Origin of the sequence: Duncaniella sp. B8, from assembly GCF_005304985.1 — a bacterium.
Taxonomy (GTDB): domain Bacteria; phylum Bacteroidota; class Bacteroidia; order Bacteroidales; family Muribaculaceae; genus Duncaniella; species Duncaniella muris.
On record NZ_CP040121.1, the window covers coordinates 2,507,966 to 2,522,774 of the forward strand.

Sequence of the window (14,809 nt, forward strand, 5' to 3'; positions counted from 1 at the left end):
GAACAGCATAGGGTCGCCTGATATTTTTATGCTTTTTCCGTTGAAGGGTTTGCTGAAGGATGATTATTCAGAAACAACTTCGAAGGGCACGTTTACAGTAACATCGCGGTGGAGCTTGATGATAGCTGTGTAGTTGCCGACTTCTTTGACGGGGTCGAGCGAGATGAGCTTGCGGTCCACGTTGTGGCCGAGTTTTTCGAGAGCTTCTGCAATCTGGATGGCGTTTACAGAGCCGAAAATAGTACCGGTAGAAGAGGTCTTGGCACCGATGGTGAGCTTAACGTCCTGAAGAGCGGCTGCGGCGGCTTCGGCTTCAGCCTTGATGCGTGCGAGCTTGTGGGCGCGCTGACGCTGGTTTTCAGCAAGAACTTTAAGAGCTGATTCGGTTGCAATCACTGCTTTGCCGGTCGGGATAAGGTAGTTGCGACCATATCCGTTCTTGACTTCGACTACATCGTCTTTGTAGCCAAGGTTGGCGATGTCTTCTTTGAGAATGATCTTCATAATTCCTGATAGCTTTTAAAGTTATTTCATCAAGTCGGTAACGTAGGGGAGGAGGGCAAGGTGGCGGGCGCGCTTAACGGCCTGAGCCACACGACGCTGGAATTTGAGCGAGGTGCCGGTGATGCGGCGGGGAAGGATTTTGCCCTGTTCGTTGAGGAACTTTTTCAGGAATTCGGGGTCCTTGTAGTCGATGTATTTGATTCCGCTTCTTTTGAAACGGCAATATTTTTTCTTCTTAACGTCTACCGACAGGGGAGTGAGGTAGCGGATTTCAGATGCTTGTGCCATGATTTAGTTCTCCTTTGCTTCTTCAGTGACTGTGGTTGTTTCTTTAGCGCGGTTGCTGCGACGCTTTTCAGCGTATTCAGCTGCATACTTGTCGAGACGGAACACGAGGAAGCGAAGCACGCGTTCGTCGCGGCGGAATGCGGTTTCAAGTTTCTTGACGAGGGTGGGATCGCCGTCGAACTCAACGAGTGAGTAGAAGCCGGTAGATTTCTTCTGGATGGGATAAGCAAGCTTGCGAAGGCCCCAGATTTCTTCGTTTACGATTGATGCGCCGTTGTCGGTGAGCACCTTCTCGAATTTTTCTACCGCTTCCTTCATCTGCTGGTCAGATAAAACGGGAGTTAAAATGAAAACGGTTTCGTAATGCATTTTGGTTGATTAATTATAGTGATTGGTGTTTGTTTCGGTCCGCCGGAAATTCGGCGGGCACACTTTTTCGGCTGCAAAGGTAGTGATTTTCCAGTAACCGGCAAAATTTTTCTGATAAAGTTTGTGCGCAATTGCGTTATAAGATGCAAGATAAGTAACGACTGTCCGGCATGTAGGCTGAACAGTCGTTACATAAGCTACTATCGGTGCGGGTTATTGGTATTCTTCTTTGAGTGAGGCTGTGATTATTTCATTTTGGTGAATTTCAAGCCAGAGAAATCAAAGGTTGTCGGTGACAGGAGTGTGATGACGTTTGGTTCGTTTTTGGGAGCCGGTTTTGGCCGTGCGTCCGGGTCACGAACGCCATTACGGACGGTAACTGTGATTTTGTCAAATACTACGGTTTTCCCGACCACTTTTCCGGAGTAAATGTATTCGAAATGATAACCCTTACAGTTTCCCGGTGCGATATCCTGAGCCATGTTCATTATAACTGTGCCGTTGCCTCCGTCTGTGAATGTGGCACTTGCTACCATCACGCCGGTTTTACCCAGTCCCAATTTAGCCAAAGTAGAGTGTGCCCTCCAAATACTTCCGTCGTTGCTGACAAATGTGTTGAAAGTGTCGTCTTTCTTGTCTTCCGGAATCGTAGTCGTAGCGGGGCGTTTCTCTGAAGCCTGTGGCTTGGCGGTGGCGACAGGTTTCTGAGCCGTTGCCGGAGTATCGTCATCAGGCAGTTCCCGTAGGCGTTTGATAGCGTCGGGCACACCACCGGGGTAGGTGCAGATAGTTATTATTTCTTGCACAAGGCCTCCGTCAGCCGTAAATGTTTCCGTTTTTTCTTTGTCGGGCTTATCGTTATTGCCATTGTCTTTATCTGGCAAAAGGCTTTTGACAAGTGTCAATTTATGGCCGTCGGGGCCTATGAGCCGGTCGAAAGTGGTCAGACCATAGGTCACGAGAGAGCCATCGGGCTGAGGAATGATAATGGCCTCACCTTTTTTCCCTAAGGTGTTTTCCCACTCAACAAGGATGATGCCTTTCTTAAGGCGGGGATTGGTTATCCGAAATTCTTCGGAACTTGAAAACAGCATGTGGTGGCGATATTTGCCGAACCCCGGAGCCGTTGTCCCCTTGAATTCGCGGCTGAGTTTTTTGGCCCGCATGAAATCGCTCGGAAGCAATTTGAATTCAGACCTTTTTGTGGTGAATGTCTGAGTGAAGTCGGGACGTGAATTTATGAAATCCAGTTCCAGATACATCTGATGCTTGCTCATGTCTTCCTTGTCATTCATTTCATAGATGCCTGCCAAAGGGATTGAAGCAGAAGCGCCTGTTGCTGTGACAGTCATGACGGCAATGCACAGTGTGCGGAAGGCTGAGTTCAGAGTTGTTATTTTCATATTGATTTTTTATTTTTATATTTGTTATTACTCCCAGCCGTCTGTGTCAAAGCCGGCTCCGGAGTTGGCTGGGATGAAGAGTTTGCCGTTGACGTAAACTCCGTGACGGTCAGCGATGTCTTCCCATACGATGATTGGCGATTCGAGTTTAGTGCCGTTTTCTTCGCCATATTCCACCTGTTCGTCAAGAAGCAGGTAGCCGTTTCGGGCTACACCTTTATAATAAGTCTGGTAGCCTCTGATGCGGCCGTCGGTGTAAACGGTAGATTCTGACAGAAAGGCTCTGACATCATCTCCGTCGCCAACTTTCCAAAATGACCATCCGAGAGATTGCTCGCAAATGTCGGTTGTTTCGGTGTTGACGAGATAGGCTTCGTCGACTTCCTGTTCGGCGAGTTCGGGTGCGAGGAGGGGGAATTTTGAACGGGAGAAGGCAAGGGTGTCGAGATAGCCTTCGGTGCCTGTGGCGATGTTGCGGACTTTAACCCATCCGTCGGCCGGAAATTCCGTAAAGCGGAAGATTTCGCCCATTGATGCAGGGGCTATTGTTTCTGATTTTGCGTCGGGCGAAGATTTCAGTTCGATTCCCGCCATCTTTACGGCGACATAGGTTTCGGGAACTTCTTTCGAGCATGAGGCTGTGAGCATGGCTGCTCCGACGGCAATAATTAATGTTATTTTGCTGAATACTGATTTCATGGGGTGAAATGAATTGGTTTATGATTCGGAATAGGGGTATTAGATGCTGTTTTTTACAGTTTCTTAGAAAAAATGAGGTGATAATAGGACGTTGTTGTGAAATGCCCTCTAAAGTGATCACCCCCTGATTTGAGTCTAAGATCAGGGGGTGTAGCCTTGTGGCTGTGGAATATATAATGATTAAGTCAGGTTAAAAAAATCAGGTTATTTATTATTGCTTTTTTATCATTTCTTCTTTGACGCGTTTAATAAGCGCTTCATATGCTTCGACCTGAGAGTCGGAAACCACCCGTTTGGTAGCGGTTGCCATAGATTTCGCTGTGCCTGAGAGTCTCATGAACATACGTAATGAGGCGCGATATTCGTCACGCTGCTCTTCGGTGAGCTTGTCCCACTCTTCGGACCCTGATTTGGGTATGTCTGAGTTAAAGCAATAACCTTCCATGAGGTCGAGCATTTCGTCAAAATCCTGGGGTGTAAGGCTTTCGAATTCCTTTGAATCAAGTTCCTGGGCGCGTTCAGGGTCCCAAGAAGGACCACCGCAGGCGGTCAGGATAGTGCATGACAGACAGATTGCTGTGAGATAAGATAGTAATTTTTTCATGTGATGAGTGGTTGATAAGTTTTTATTGATTGTGTTGGGTGTGGCGATGGATTGCAGATCAGATGCGCGATGTGGGGAGCAGCCCGTGGTTGACAGCGTTGAGTACTAATTCAGCGGAGTTGCGTGCGTGGAGTTTGCTGAGGAGGTGGCGGCGGTGGGTCTCGATGGTGTTGGAACTCAGTCCCATTTCTGCGGCAATGTCATCAGTCTTTTTGCCTGAGGCTATGAGACGGAGCACTTCGAGCTCCTTGGGGCTGGGCATTTCATAGGTTTCAATCAGGCGTCGCAGTTGCTCGGCCCGTTTGCAAAAATATGTGTCGCCATCGGCCACACGGCGGATTGCGGTGGCAATTTCGGATGAGAGCACGTCTTTGAACAATATTCCTTCGACTCCGGCATCAAAATAGTCTTTGATGATCCACAGTTCTTCATGGATTGTGTTTACGATAATTTTGATGCCCGGACAGATCTGACGTATTTTGCGAAGAAGCGTTATGCCGGGCGCGTCTGGCAGCTCGACATCGAGCAAGCATAGATCATAGGTGCGGAATGACGTCTGGGAGAGGGCTTCGGCTGCGGTCATGGCTCCATCCACATGACATTCCTCTCCGAGAATGTCCTCAATGAGGTGGCGCATTCCGCGGAGCACAATATCATGGTCATCGACCAAGAGGATTTTCATATCAGATTTTGCCATAGGGGGTGGTGAAAACGTTGTCTAAATATTTCACACCACAAAATTAGGCAAATGCGTTGATATATAAATCACGGAATTCCGTGAGTGCGGTCGATTTTATTTAAAAAATTTGACGGATATGTGGTTGGTTCCGTTTTTTTCGAAGAAGTTCAGTGTGCCCTGAAGAGCTTTCACACGGCGGTTGAGATTTTCAAGGCCGAGTCCGCCGGATGTGACTGCCGAGGGGTCAAAGGGGGCGCCGTTGTCGGTGATGTCAAGAGTGATTTCTCCTTCGGATTCCGCCAGGCTTACCGTTGCGCAGGTGGCTGTGCTGTGATGGCGCAGGTTTCCGGTCCATTCCTGGATGATGCGGTAGAGGTTGATTGATTTTTCCGGGTCGATGTCAATTGCGCCGGCAGAGGGCTGGTAGCTGACGAATCCTTCGCTTTTCTGGGCGTAGGCGGCTATGAGCTGTGTCAGAGAAAGGCCGTTGAAGCGAGGGGGAAGGAGCTCGTGGGATATGGAGCGGACTTCGTTGCGTGTGGTTCGGATCATTTCTGAAAGTTCTCCGGTGTCACAGCGGCCTGCGGCCAGTGTGAGCTCAATGCCGAGAAGATCGTTGCAGACTCCGTCATGGAGTTCATGGGCGAGGCGTCCGCGTTCCTGTTCGATGCCGTCGAGTCTGGCGCGGATGTTTTCGACTTCGATTTTCCGGCGTCGCGCACGTAGATATATTATCAGTAGGAGTGAGGCTATTATCACTCCTGCCGTTATGAGAGCGATGATTGTGTCGCGCCGCGATTTTTCGGCTTGCAGGTTGGCTATGGCGAGTTCTTTTTCGGCGGTATGATAGCGGATGTTCAGGTCGGAGATCTGATCGTTGATGTCGCTCTGGTGGATGCTGTCGGCAATGGCGATGGCTGTCTGGTAGGCTTCATCCATTTTTTCAATGTCGCCCAGTCCTTTGTAGTTGAGGGCTATGCGTTGCCATAGGCGGTCGAGCGGTATGAAGGGGCGTGAGTCCTGCATGGCCAGAATTTTCTTCTGGATGTCAAGGCTTTCTCGATAACGGCCCATGTCTGTGAGTATGACAAAGCTCTGTTCGAGGAAGCCGATGGATTCGACTGAGGCTTCCGGGACTTTGTCGAGCACTGCGTTTCCGCGGTCAATGTAGTATCTGACGGAGTCGGGGTGGCCGAGACGGTTGTGCATGGCGATTATCGGGGCATAGGTCTTAAGCATGTAGCGCGGGATTCCTTTCTTTTCGGCTACTCCGATGATGTAGCGTTGGGTCTGGAGGCCCCGTTCGTGGTGTCCGGCAAGGAAGAGGGCAGAGCCGAGCGATGATGCTGCATATATCTGAGTCTGGATGTCGTCTGTCAGGCGTGCTTTTTCGAGCCCTTTTTCCGCAAATGATACGGCTTCGTCAAGACGGGCCTGGTTTGCAAACAGGACGGCTATTGAGGTGAGTATGCTGGCTTCAAGATCAGGCGAATCGCTCGATTGAAGCATGGCGAGTGCCTGCTTGTAGCAGATCAGGGCCGAGTCTGTCTGCTGGTTGACGCGATAGGTCACACCGAGGTCAGAGAGGGCGTTGACGCAGGCTGTCGTGTCGGCTACTTCTTCGGCTGCTCTGAATGAAGCTTTGAAGTCGGCTATAGCGGCTGCATTGTCGCCGAGGGTGAAGTGGGCATTTCCTCGTATGGCCAGCAGATATGACTTGTGGCTTGATGCTTTGGCGGGCATTTGGGCAAGCGCATTGTTACACAGGATAACGGCGCTGTCAGGGTTGACGTTGACGTAAGAGTCGATGTGCTGAATGGTCTCTTCGTCGATCTGAGCGGCCAAAGGCAAGGGCGCAACGGCTGAAAGGAGTGTCAAAAAAAACAGAAAGGTCTTGGTGCGGTTCATATTCAGAAGTCGATTGTGAGCCGTAGATTTATTTGACGGCGGGTGAGGTAGTTTGGAACGGCATACTGGATGTTGTTGACATCGGTGACCCAATAGTAGGAGGCTACGTTGGAGATGTCAAAGAGGTTGAAGAGGTCGAGCCCGAACCAGACGCTTTTGATGTGGCGTCCGAAGCCTGAGCGTGATTCTCCTTCTTTGAGTTCGGGCAGAAGGGCGTAGGATAGGCCTATGTCGACACGCTTGTAGGCCGGCATACGGAAGTAGCCCTTGTCGCGTGTGGAGCGGGGTGCGGTGGATGGCAGTCCGTCCATGAAGATTCCGCGCAGGGCGAATTTTAGGCGAGGAAATTTCGGGAAATAGTCAGTGAAAAACATGCCGAAGCTGTAGCGGCGGTCAGTAGGGCGTGGCACTTTTACGCCGTGGAGGTTCTCGCTTGTCTTCATCAGCGAGAAGCTGATCCAGGAGTCGCTTCCGGGCACGAACTGTCCGAAGAGTTTCATGTCGATGCCGGCGGCGTAGCCTGAGCTTTCGTTAAGGCCGGAGTAGACGATCTTCAGGTTGTCTATTTCGTAGGGGACGAGGCTGGAGAGGGCTTTGTAGTATATTTCGCCTGAGAGCTTGAAGGGGCGGCTGAGGGCGCGGAAGGTGTAGTCGGTTCCGGCTATGAGGTGGAAGCTCCGCTGCGATTTTATGTCGGAGTTGAGCAGGATGGTGCGGTTGCCTTTGTCATCGATGACCGGCATGCGGTATTCTTTGTAGAACGGTGACTGGTAGTAGAGTCCGGTGGAGAATCGGATGGCCCATGATGGGGCTTTGTCGGGGATGAAGCCGATGTTGAGGCGCGGGCTGAGGAGCAGTTCTCTGTTGAAGCTCCAGTAGCTGAGGCGCAGGCCGGCGTTGACGGTGAGGAAGCCGGCGGAGGTGCTGAGCTTCCATGCGTCCTGGGCGAAGGCCGAGAGGCGTGTGGAGCTGAGGTCGTGGCGGGAGTCGAGGTTGTAGACCATACGGAGTTCCGAGCCTGTGGCGGGGAGTGAGAATCCGGCAGAGTCGCGCAGCTCCCATTCGCGGCTGCGGTCCATGATTTTTTCGTTCTGGAGGCTGATGCCGTAGGTGAGGGTGTGGCGGGGGTTGAGGGCTGACTGTCCTTTCAGGGCGATGGAGAGTACGGAGGCTTTGAGGCGGTTGCGGGCGTGTTCGTGATAGCGTCCTACGCCGAGTTCGCCGCCTACATCGGAGGTGCCGGCCTGGTCAAGCCAGTATTCGCCGGAAATATCATAGGCCACGAGTTCGTCGGTCAGATAGCCTGAGGCGAGAAGCTGGAGGTTGGTGCCGCGGTTCATGCGGTAGTCGAGAGAGAGGGCTCCGAAGTAGGTGTCGAAGCGGTCTTTTTCATGACCGTCGAAGTAGACGGTGAATTTCTTTGCATCGGCTGTCGTTCCGAAGGTGGTGGTGCGGTTCTGAGGTGTGAATTTATATTGGTTGAGACCGATGTTGCCGAGGAAGGATGCTTTGAGTTTTTTGGAGAACTGCCAGGTCAGCGATGTCTGGTAGTCGAAGAATGCCGGGTTGTATTCGCCTTTTGTGTCCATTGATCCAAGCAGCGAGGAGTTACGTTTGTAGCGGATGCCGTGGAGCTGGGAGAATTTTCCTGATGCTTGGCCGACGGTGAGCGAACCGCCCATGAGGCTTGCGCTGAGCGAGCCTTCGAATGACTGGGGCTGGCGGTAGGTGATGTCGAGGACAGATGACATTTTGTCGCCGTATTCGGCTGGGAAGCCTCCGGTCGAGAAGCCTATGGAGCCGACAAGGTCCGGATTGATGATGCTGAGGCCTTCCTGCTGGCCTGAGGTGATGAGCTGCGGGCGGTAGACTTCGATGCCGTTGATGTAGACGGAGTTTTCGTCATATGAGCCGCCGCGGACGGAGTACTGGGCTGACATTTCGTTTGATCCGGTGACGCCGGCCATTGTGGTGATGAGGCTTTCTACGCTGCCTCCCTGCACGTCGGGACTTTTGCGGAGTTCTGTGGCATCGATTTTGCCGACCGATCCGGTCTGCTTTTTGAGTTCGGTGACTTCGACCTGCTGGAGCATTTCGGTGCTCAGCTGGAGGCGCATGTTGAGGGTGACATCGCCTTTGGCGTCGATGAGCGCGCGGGTGGCTTCACGGTAGCCTATGCAGGAGAAGTGGATGTGAATGGTGTCAGCGGCCGGGCACGACAGGGAGTAGTCGCCTTCGAGTCCGGAGGTGGTGCCGATGATGGTTCCGCCTATGCGGACGGTGGCGAATTCAACGGGTTTGCCTTCGCTGTCGGTGATTTTGCCGTGGATTTTGACTTGTCCTTCGGTGAGGAGGGCAAGCAGGGGGGTGAGGAGGAGCAGGAGTATCTTAAAACGGAGTCCGTGGCCGTGCATTATGCGGGATGTGTTGGCTAAAGATGATTGGTTGTCTTATTACATAACGCGGTGGTGCGTGAAAAATTGTGTGTGTCAGAACTCTATGGTGATGACTCCGGCTGTGTCAGTGGCGGTTACGGGTGGAACTGAGGTTGCAAGCAGGGTCAGATAGGCGTCGAATGCTCCCGGAGCTGAGATGTGGTCGGGCGGGGTCAGTGACTCAGGCAGCCTGTAGGCGGCGGGGACTATGACGGCGATGCCGTTGAGGTCGGTGGTGGAGTGGATTTCGCCTTCGAACGGTTTGACAAGCGGGGGCATGCCCGGCTGTGGTTCGGACGTGTAGCGGACTATGGCGTTGCGGGTGATTTTGCCGTTGGCCACGGCTGCGTGGACTCTGACTGATAACATGTGTCTGGAGAGTGATGGTTTAGAGGTTGTTTTAAATAACCTCTTAGCGGATTCTGACTGTGTGCTGGGCCTGACGGGCTTTGACGTTGTCGTTGCGGCCACGGGTGCGGACGAGGGCTATGGAGTCGATATAGGAGATTTCACCCCGGCCTGCGGAGTAGTGGATGGTGCCGTAGAGGTTGGTTGCAGTCTTGGCAGAGTCGAGGACGAGTGTGAGCTGTTTGCGGCCCTCGGAGCCTTGGTTGAGGGTGACGTATTCGGCGGTGCCGTCGTTGTAGGTCACGGCGAGGGTCATGAACAGGGGCGAGTGGGGGTTGAGCGGACGGGCATAGAGGGTGTAGCGATCGCCGCGTTCCCAGTTGCGCTCTGAGTTGTAGGTGAATGAGATGAAGTCAGAGGGGTTGCCGGCGGTGTTGCGGCGCATGAGCGGTCCGCGCCAGATGTTGACAGAGTCTCCGTCAGGAGTGTCGCGCTGGATTCGGCCGGCGGTTTTTGCTCCGGATTTTTCTACTTCGGCTATACGGGCGTTGAGGATCTCAATGGTCTTGTCGTAGACCTTGACATATTCGGGGAGGTTGTTTCCATACCAGTATAGCGAGGTGTCGAGATCGGCGGTCGTGACTCCGTGGATCTCGCAGATGGATTGCATGAGTGCTCTTTTGACCGAGTCGTTGCGATAGGCTGCTCCATTGGCATCGACTACGGCTTCGCCGGTGTGGAGATCGGCCATGATCTCGGCCATTTTGTCGGGCGATATGACATAGCCGGGAGTTTTTCCGCAGGCAACGAGGAGCAGAAGCAGTGTGGAGACGATGATCAGGGGAAGATGGCGCACGTCGGTGTTCAGAGGGGGGTGAAAGGTGGAATGGTAGGTGGTTGATGTCAGTGTCTGTCAGGAAGTTCCGCGAGGGCTTTCGGGCCGAGGATGTAGCGGTGGTAGAAGAGTATGAGCGCTATGATTCCGCAAGAGATGGCGGCATCGGCGATGTTGAATATCGGCTGGAAGAAGAGGAACTCCTGTCCGCCTACGAATGGGATCCAGTCGGGCCAGACGAAGCTGAAGAGCGGGAAGTAGAGCATGTCAACCACCTTGCCGAGGAAGAGAGGGGCGTAGCCTCCGGCTTCGGGGAAGATGGTGGCGACCTGGGGTGGCATAGGGTTGTTGAAGATCAGTCCGTAGAACACGCAGTCGAAGATGTTGCCTGCGGCTCCGGCTGTCACAAAGGCGAGACATATTATGTAGCCAGCGGGGACTGAGCGCAGCGCCCTAATGCGTATGATGTACCAGATCAGGAAGCCTACGGCAACAATGCGGAAGAGTGTCAGGGCGAGTTTGCTTCCCAGCTCCATGCCAAAAGCCATGCCGTTGTTTTCAATGAAATACAAGTGGAACCAGGAGAAGATCTGCAGGTCTTCTCCCAGATAGAAATGAGTCTTGATCCATATTTTGACAGCCTGGTCGATCAGCACGACAAGGATGATGATCATGGAGGCTATTGCGGTACGGCTTTTGAGCATCGGGCTTTAAAGGGGGGGCGTTAATAAAATCAGTTGAGCAGATTACTTTTTCTTCTGCGAGTTTTTGGCTTCAACGCTGCGGGTGGCGTGGGGGACGGCGCGTAGACGTTCCTTTGGTATGAGTTCGCCGGTTTCACAGCATACGCCGTAGGTCTTGTTCTCGATGCGGATCAAGGCGTTCTGGAGGTGCTGTATGAACTTGCGCTGGCGCTGGGCAAGCTGGCCGGCTTCTTCCTTGGAGAGGGTGCTGGCACCCTCTTCGAGGATTTTGAATGTCGGCGATGTGTCGGCAGTGTCGTTTCCGTCAGTGTTGTTGATCAGGCCGCGCAGAGAGTCGTATTCTTTCTGAGCCTTTTCAAGCTTCTGGAGGATCAGCTCCTTGAATTCGAGGAGCTCCTCGTCTGTGTAACGGGTCTTTTCACTCATTGGATCAAGTGTTGCGTAAAATAGTTTTAGGATATAGATTTACGAAGTAAGAATCTTATTTGTCAAGCGAGATGAGCACACGTGCGGTTACGTCGTCCATCGAGAGTTCCTCAATGCCTTCGGCAGAGTCGGCGAGCGGAACGATTTCGAGAGAGGTGGCGAGCACCTGACGCGAAATGTAGTCGGCGAAGTCACGGATGGCATCGTCGGTGTCGGCTCCGGGAGCGAAGACGAGGCGGATGCGGTCTGTGATGTCGTAGTTGCGGGCCTTGCGGATGTTCTGGATGCGGTTGACGATGTCACGGGCTATGCCTTCACGACGGAGTTCGGGAGTCACGGTGACGTCAAGGGCTATAGTGAGGCTGCCTTCGTTTGCCACGAGCCATCCGGGGATGTCTTCGGAGATGATCTCCACGTCGGAAAGCTCTACCTCGGCTGGTGTGCCGTTGAGGTCGAATGACAGATGTCCGTCGCGTTCGAGAGCAGCGATCGATTTGGCGTCGAGGTTCTTGATGATCTCGGCTGCGGCTTTCATGTTTTTGCCGAATTTCGGGCCGAGTTTCTTGAAGTCGGGTTTCACGCTCTTGACAAGGATGCCTTCGTCATTGCCTACGATCTTGAGGTCTTTGACGTTGATTTCGCTTTTGACAAGGTCCATTATGGCTTCGACGGCGGCGCGGCGCTTTTCATCGGCCACGGGCACCATGATGGTGTGGAGCGGCTGACGCACTTTGAGGTTGACTTTGCGGCGCAGTGCGAGGGCCATCGAGGTGATGTCCTGGGCGAGTTTCTGGCGCTCTTCGAGGTCGGGATCGATGAGCGATGGATCGGCCACGGGGTATCGGTCGAGGTGGATGGAGTTTTCAGAGCCTGTGAGGTCGCGGTAGAGGCGGTCGGCGAAGAAGGGGGCGAATGGCGCCATGAGGAGGGTGACGGTGTGCAGACAGGTGTAGAGGGTCTGGTAGGCTGCGAGTTTGTCATCAGTCATGTCGCCGCCCCAGAAGCGCTTGCGGTTGAGACGCACGTACCAGTTGGAGAGGTTGTCGCCGACGAATTCGCCGATGGCGCGGGCCGCACGGGTGGGCTCGTAGTCGTCAAGGGCTTCGGTCACTTCGCGGATGAGGGTGTTGAGCAGGGAGAGTATCCAGCGGTCGATCTCAGGGCGCTTTTCAACGGGCACCTGCGGAGCCGAGGGGTCGAAGCTGTCTACGTTGGCGTAGAGTGCGAAGAAGCTGTATGTGTTGTAGAGGGTCGAGAAGAGCTTGCGTGAAGTCTCCAGGACGCCTTTTTCGTCATATTTGAGGTTGTCCCACGGCGATGAGTTGGAGATCATGTACCAGCGCACGGGGTCCGCGCCATACTGGCCGATCTGGCCGAAGGGGTCGACGGCGTTGCCGAGGCGCTTCGACATCTTGTTGCCGTATTTGTCGAGCACGAGGCCGTTGGAGATCACGGTCTTGTAGGATATGGAGTCGAACACCATGCCTGCGATGGCGTGGAGTGTGAAGAACCATCCGCGTGTCTGGTCGACACCTTCGGCAATGAAGTCGGCGGGATAGACTTCGCGGTTGTCAAAGGCTTCTTTGTTTTCGAACGGATAGTGGATCTGGGCGTAGGGCATGGAGCCTGAGTCGAACCATACGTCAATGAGGTCTTTTTCGCGGCGCATGGCTTTGCCGGAGGGGGAGAGAAGGATGATGTCGTCGACGTAGGGACGGTGGAGGTCGATCTTCTCGTAGTTGTCTTTGGCGTAGTCGCCGGGAACAAAGCCTGCTTTCTTATAGGGATTCTCGGTCATGAGTCCGGCTTCGACAGCATGTTCGATTTCGGTATAGAGCTGTTCTACTGAGCTGATGCAGAGCTCTTCAGCGCCGTCTTCGGTGCGCCAGATGGGGAGCGGAGTGCCCCAGTAGCGGCTGCGCGAGAGGTTCCAGTCCTGGAGGTTTTCGAGCCATTTTCCGAAACGGCCGCTGCCTGTGGAGGCGGGTTTCCACTTGATGCTGTCGTTGAGTTCCATGAGGCGTTCGCGCACGGCGGTTGTTTTGATGAACCATGAATCGAGCGGATAGTAGAGCACCGGTTTGTCGGTTCGCCAGCAGTGGGGATAGTTGTGGGTATGCTTTTCGATCTTGAAGACCTTGTCAGTGGCTTTGAGTTCCATGCAGATCTTCACATCGAGAGTCTCGGTCTCTTCGGTTGCTTCGGGGTTGTAGGCGTTTTTGACGTACTGGCCCTGCCAGGGGGTGTAGGCTTCGATGTCTACCATCTCTTCAACAAATTTCGGGTCGAGGTCTGAAAGGAGGTAGAAACGGCCTGTCAGGTCGACCATCGGCCGGATGTTTCCGTCGCGGTCGATGAGATGGAGCGGGGGAATGGCGTTCTGCTTTGACACACGGAGGTCATCGGCGCCGAATGTGCCCGCGATGTGGACAATGCCGGTACCGTCTTCGGTGGTCACATAGTCACCTGGTATCACGCGGAATGCGCCTTCGCCGGGATTGACCCAGGGGAGGAGCTGTTCGTAGTTGATGCCGACGAGATCGAGGCCTTTAACCTGGGCTGCGACTTCATAGGGGATCAGTTTGTCGCCTTTAGAGTAGCTGTCGAGAGGCAGATCCTTGGCTTTTGCGTTGAAGAGCGATCCCATGAGGGCATCAGCCGCTACCACGGTCACCGGTTTGCCTGAATAGGGGTTGTAGGTGCGTACTATATTATAGGTGATGTCCGGACCGACAGCGAGAGCAGTGTTGGAAGGAAGGGTCCAGGGGGTGGTTGTCCAGGCGAGGAAGTAGGGAGTTCCCCACTTGAAGAGGATGTCGCGGTAGGGCGCGAGCGCGGGAGCGTTGTCATCAACTACGCGGAACTGGGCCACGCAGGTGGTGTCTTTCACGTCGCGGTAGCATCCGGGCTGGTTGAGCTCATGTGAGCTGAGGCCAGTGCCGGCGGCGGGAGAGTAGGGCTGGATGGTGTAGCCTTTGTAGAGATAGCCTTTTTTGTAGAGTTCGCCAAGGAGCCACCACACGCTTTCGATGTAGCGGTTGTCGTAGGTGATATAGGCGTTCGGCATGTCGACCCAATAGCCCATACGGCGGGTGAGGTCTTCCCATTCGCCGGTATATTTCATGACTTCGCGGCGGCATGCGGCATTGTATTCGTCGACAGAGATCTTCTTGCCGATGTCTTCTTTGGTGATTCCGAGATTTTTTTCCACACCGAGTTCCACAGGTAGACCGTGGGTGTCCCATCCGGCTTTGCGTTTCACCTGGAAGCCCTGCATGGTCTTGTAGCGGCAGAAAATGTCTTTTATAGTGCGGGCAAGCACATGGTGTATGCCCGGCTTTCCGTTGGCGGAAGGAGGACCTTCAAAAAATACGAACGAAGGACAACCTTCACGCTCCGACATTGTGCGGGCGAAGACATCTTCAGCGCTCCACTTTTCGAGCACCGAGTCATTGATTTCCGGCAGGTTCAAGCCGCTGTATTCAGGGAATCTTTTTGACATAGGGTTATGTTTTTGCTAAAAAAGCTATCTGTTGTTATATATTTACAGGTGTTTTCAGAAAATTTTTGCAAAAGTACAAATTATTTCCCGAATAACCTAAAGGGA

At 53.4% G+C, this 14,809-nt stretch carries 14 protein-coding genes; all 14 read right to left on the reverse strand.

What is annotated here, in order from left to right; translation table 11 throughout:
• Positions 1–63: 63 nt before the first annotated feature.
• Positions 64–504, reverse strand: coding sequence for a 50S ribosomal protein L9 (gene rplI, locus FDZ78_RS10615; protein WP_123398339.1), 441 nt, complete (start codon positions 502–504; stop codon positions 64–66).
• A 21-nt stretch (positions 505–525) separates the two neighbouring features.
• The gene (gene rpsR, locus FDZ78_RS10620; protein ID WP_172480316.1) at positions 526–795 is read right to left on the reverse strand and encodes a 30S ribosomal protein S18; all 270 of its coding nucleotides are present in this window, start codon (positions 793–795) and stop codon (positions 526–528) included.
• Complete coding sequence (gene rpsF / locus FDZ78_RS10625; protein ID WP_107031959.1) at positions 796–1,161, reverse strand: 30S ribosomal protein S6; 366 nt, start codon at positions 1,159–1,161, stop codon at positions 796–798.
• Positions 1,162–1,406: 245 nt separating this feature from the next.
• Complete coding sequence (locus FDZ78_RS10630; protein ID WP_123398340.1) at positions 1,407–2,564, reverse strand: hypothetical protein; 1,158 nt, start codon at positions 2,562–2,564, stop codon at positions 1,407–1,409.
• A gap of 27 nt (positions 2,565–2,591) precedes the next feature.
• Positions 2,592–3,263: an SH3 domain-containing protein gene (locus FDZ78_RS10635; RefSeq protein WP_123398341.1), complete on the reverse strand. Its 672-nt coding sequence runs from the start codon at positions 3,261–3,263 to the stop codon at positions 2,592–2,594.
• Positions 3,264–3,474: 211 nt separating this feature from the next.
• Positions 3,475–3,867: a hypothetical protein gene (locus tag FDZ78_RS10640; RefSeq protein WP_123398342.1), complete on the reverse strand. Its 393-nt coding sequence runs from the start codon at positions 3,865–3,867 to the stop codon at positions 3,475–3,477.
• Between the two features lie 58 nt (positions 3,868–3,925).
• Positions 3,926–4,564 (reverse strand): response regulator transcription factor, encoded by a 639-nt coding sequence (locus FDZ78_RS10645; protein WP_107031955.1) that lies wholly within the window; start codon positions 4,562–4,564, stop codon positions 3,926–3,928.
• Positions 4,565–4,660: 96 nt separating this feature from the next.
• Positions 4,661–6,454 carry a tetratricopeptide repeat protein gene (locus FDZ78_RS10650; protein ID WP_137426200.1) on the reverse strand — a complete coding sequence of 598 codons (1,794 nt, stop codon included), beginning with the start codon at positions 6,452–6,454 and terminating at the stop codon, positions 4,661–4,663.
• A gap of 2 nt (positions 6,455–6,456) precedes the next feature.
• Positions 6,457–8,868: a carboxypeptidase-like regulatory domain-containing protein gene (locus FDZ78_RS10655; RefSeq protein ID WP_136408530.1), complete on the reverse strand. Its 2,412-nt coding sequence runs from the start codon at positions 8,866–8,868 to the stop codon at positions 6,457–6,459.
• Between the two features lie 75 nt (positions 8,869–8,943).
• On the reverse strand, positions 8,944–9,258 hold the full coding sequence (locus FDZ78_RS10660; protein ID WP_136408531.1) for a hypothetical protein: 315 nt from the start codon (positions 9,256–9,258) through the stop codon (positions 8,944–8,946).
• 43 nt (positions 9,259–9,301) lie between these two features.
• Complete coding sequence (locus tag FDZ78_RS10665) at positions 9,302–10,093, reverse strand: DUF4296 domain-containing protein (protein ID WP_124075791.1); 792 nt, start codon at positions 10,091–10,093, stop codon at positions 9,302–9,304.
• Between the two features lie 47 nt (positions 10,094–10,140).
• Entirely contained in the window at positions 10,141–10,776 is a 636-nt protein-coding gene (locus FDZ78_RS10670) for a lipoprotein signal peptidase (RefSeq protein WP_123398347.1), read from the reverse strand.
• Between the two features lie 42 nt (positions 10,777–10,818).
• Positions 10,819–11,202, reverse strand: a complete 384-nt coding sequence (locus FDZ78_RS10675) for a TraR/DksA family transcriptional regulator (protein WP_107031949.1) — start codon at positions 11,200–11,202, stop codon at positions 10,819–10,821.
• Positions 11,203–11,257: 55 nt separating this feature from the next.
• Entirely contained in the window at positions 11,258–14,704 is a 3,447-nt protein-coding gene (ileS, locus tag FDZ78_RS10680; protein ID WP_136408532.1) for an isoleucine--tRNA ligase, read from the reverse strand.
• Positions 14,705–14,809 lie beyond the last annotated feature (105 nt).

Bases quoted from the DNA above. Each gene is read 5' to 3' on its own strand.
- rplI (WP_123398339.1), bottom strand. From the start codon at position 504: ATGAAGATCATTCTCAAAGAAGACATCGCCAACCTTGGCTACAAAGAC.
- rpsF (WP_107031959.1), bottom strand. From the start codon at position 1,161: ATGCATTACGAAACCGTTTTCATTTTAACTCCCGTTTTATCTGACCAG.
- FDZ78_RS10630 (WP_123398340.1), bottom strand. From the start codon at position 2,564: ATGAAAATAACAACTCTGAACTCAGCCTTCCGCACACTGTGCATTGCC.
- FDZ78_RS10635 (WP_123398341.1), bottom strand. From the start codon at position 3,263: ATGAAATCAGTATTCAGCAAAATAACATTAATTATTGCCGTCGGAGCA.
- FDZ78_RS10640 (WP_123398342.1), bottom strand. From the start codon at position 3,867: ATGAAAAAATTACTATCTTATCTCACAGCAATCTGTCTGTCATGCACT.
- FDZ78_RS10645 (WP_107031955.1), bottom strand. From the start codon at position 4,564: ATGGCAAAATCTGATATGAAAATCCTCTTGGTCGATGACCATGATATT.
- FDZ78_RS10650 (WP_137426200.1), bottom strand. From the start codon at position 6,454: ATGAACCGCACCAAGACCTTTCTGTTTTTTTTGACACTCCTTTCAGCC.
- FDZ78_RS10655 (WP_136408530.1), bottom strand. From the start codon at position 8,868: ATGCACGGCCACGGACTCCGTTTTAAGATACTCCTGCTCCTCCTCACC.
- FDZ78_RS10660 (WP_136408531.1), bottom strand. From the start codon at position 9,258: ATGTTATCAGTCAGAGTCCACGCAGCCGTGGCCAACGGCAAAATCACC.
- FDZ78_RS10670 (WP_123398347.1), bottom strand. From the start codon at position 10,776: ATGCTCAAAAGCCGTACCGCAATAGCCTCCATGATCATCATCCTTGTC.
- FDZ78_RS10675 (WP_107031949.1), bottom strand. From the start codon at position 11,202: ATGAGTGAAAAGACCCGTTACACAGACGAGGAGCTCCTCGAATTCAAG.
- ileS (WP_136408532.1), bottom strand. From the start codon at position 14,704: ATGTCAAAAAGATTCCCTGAATACAGCGGCTTGAACCTGCCGGAAATC.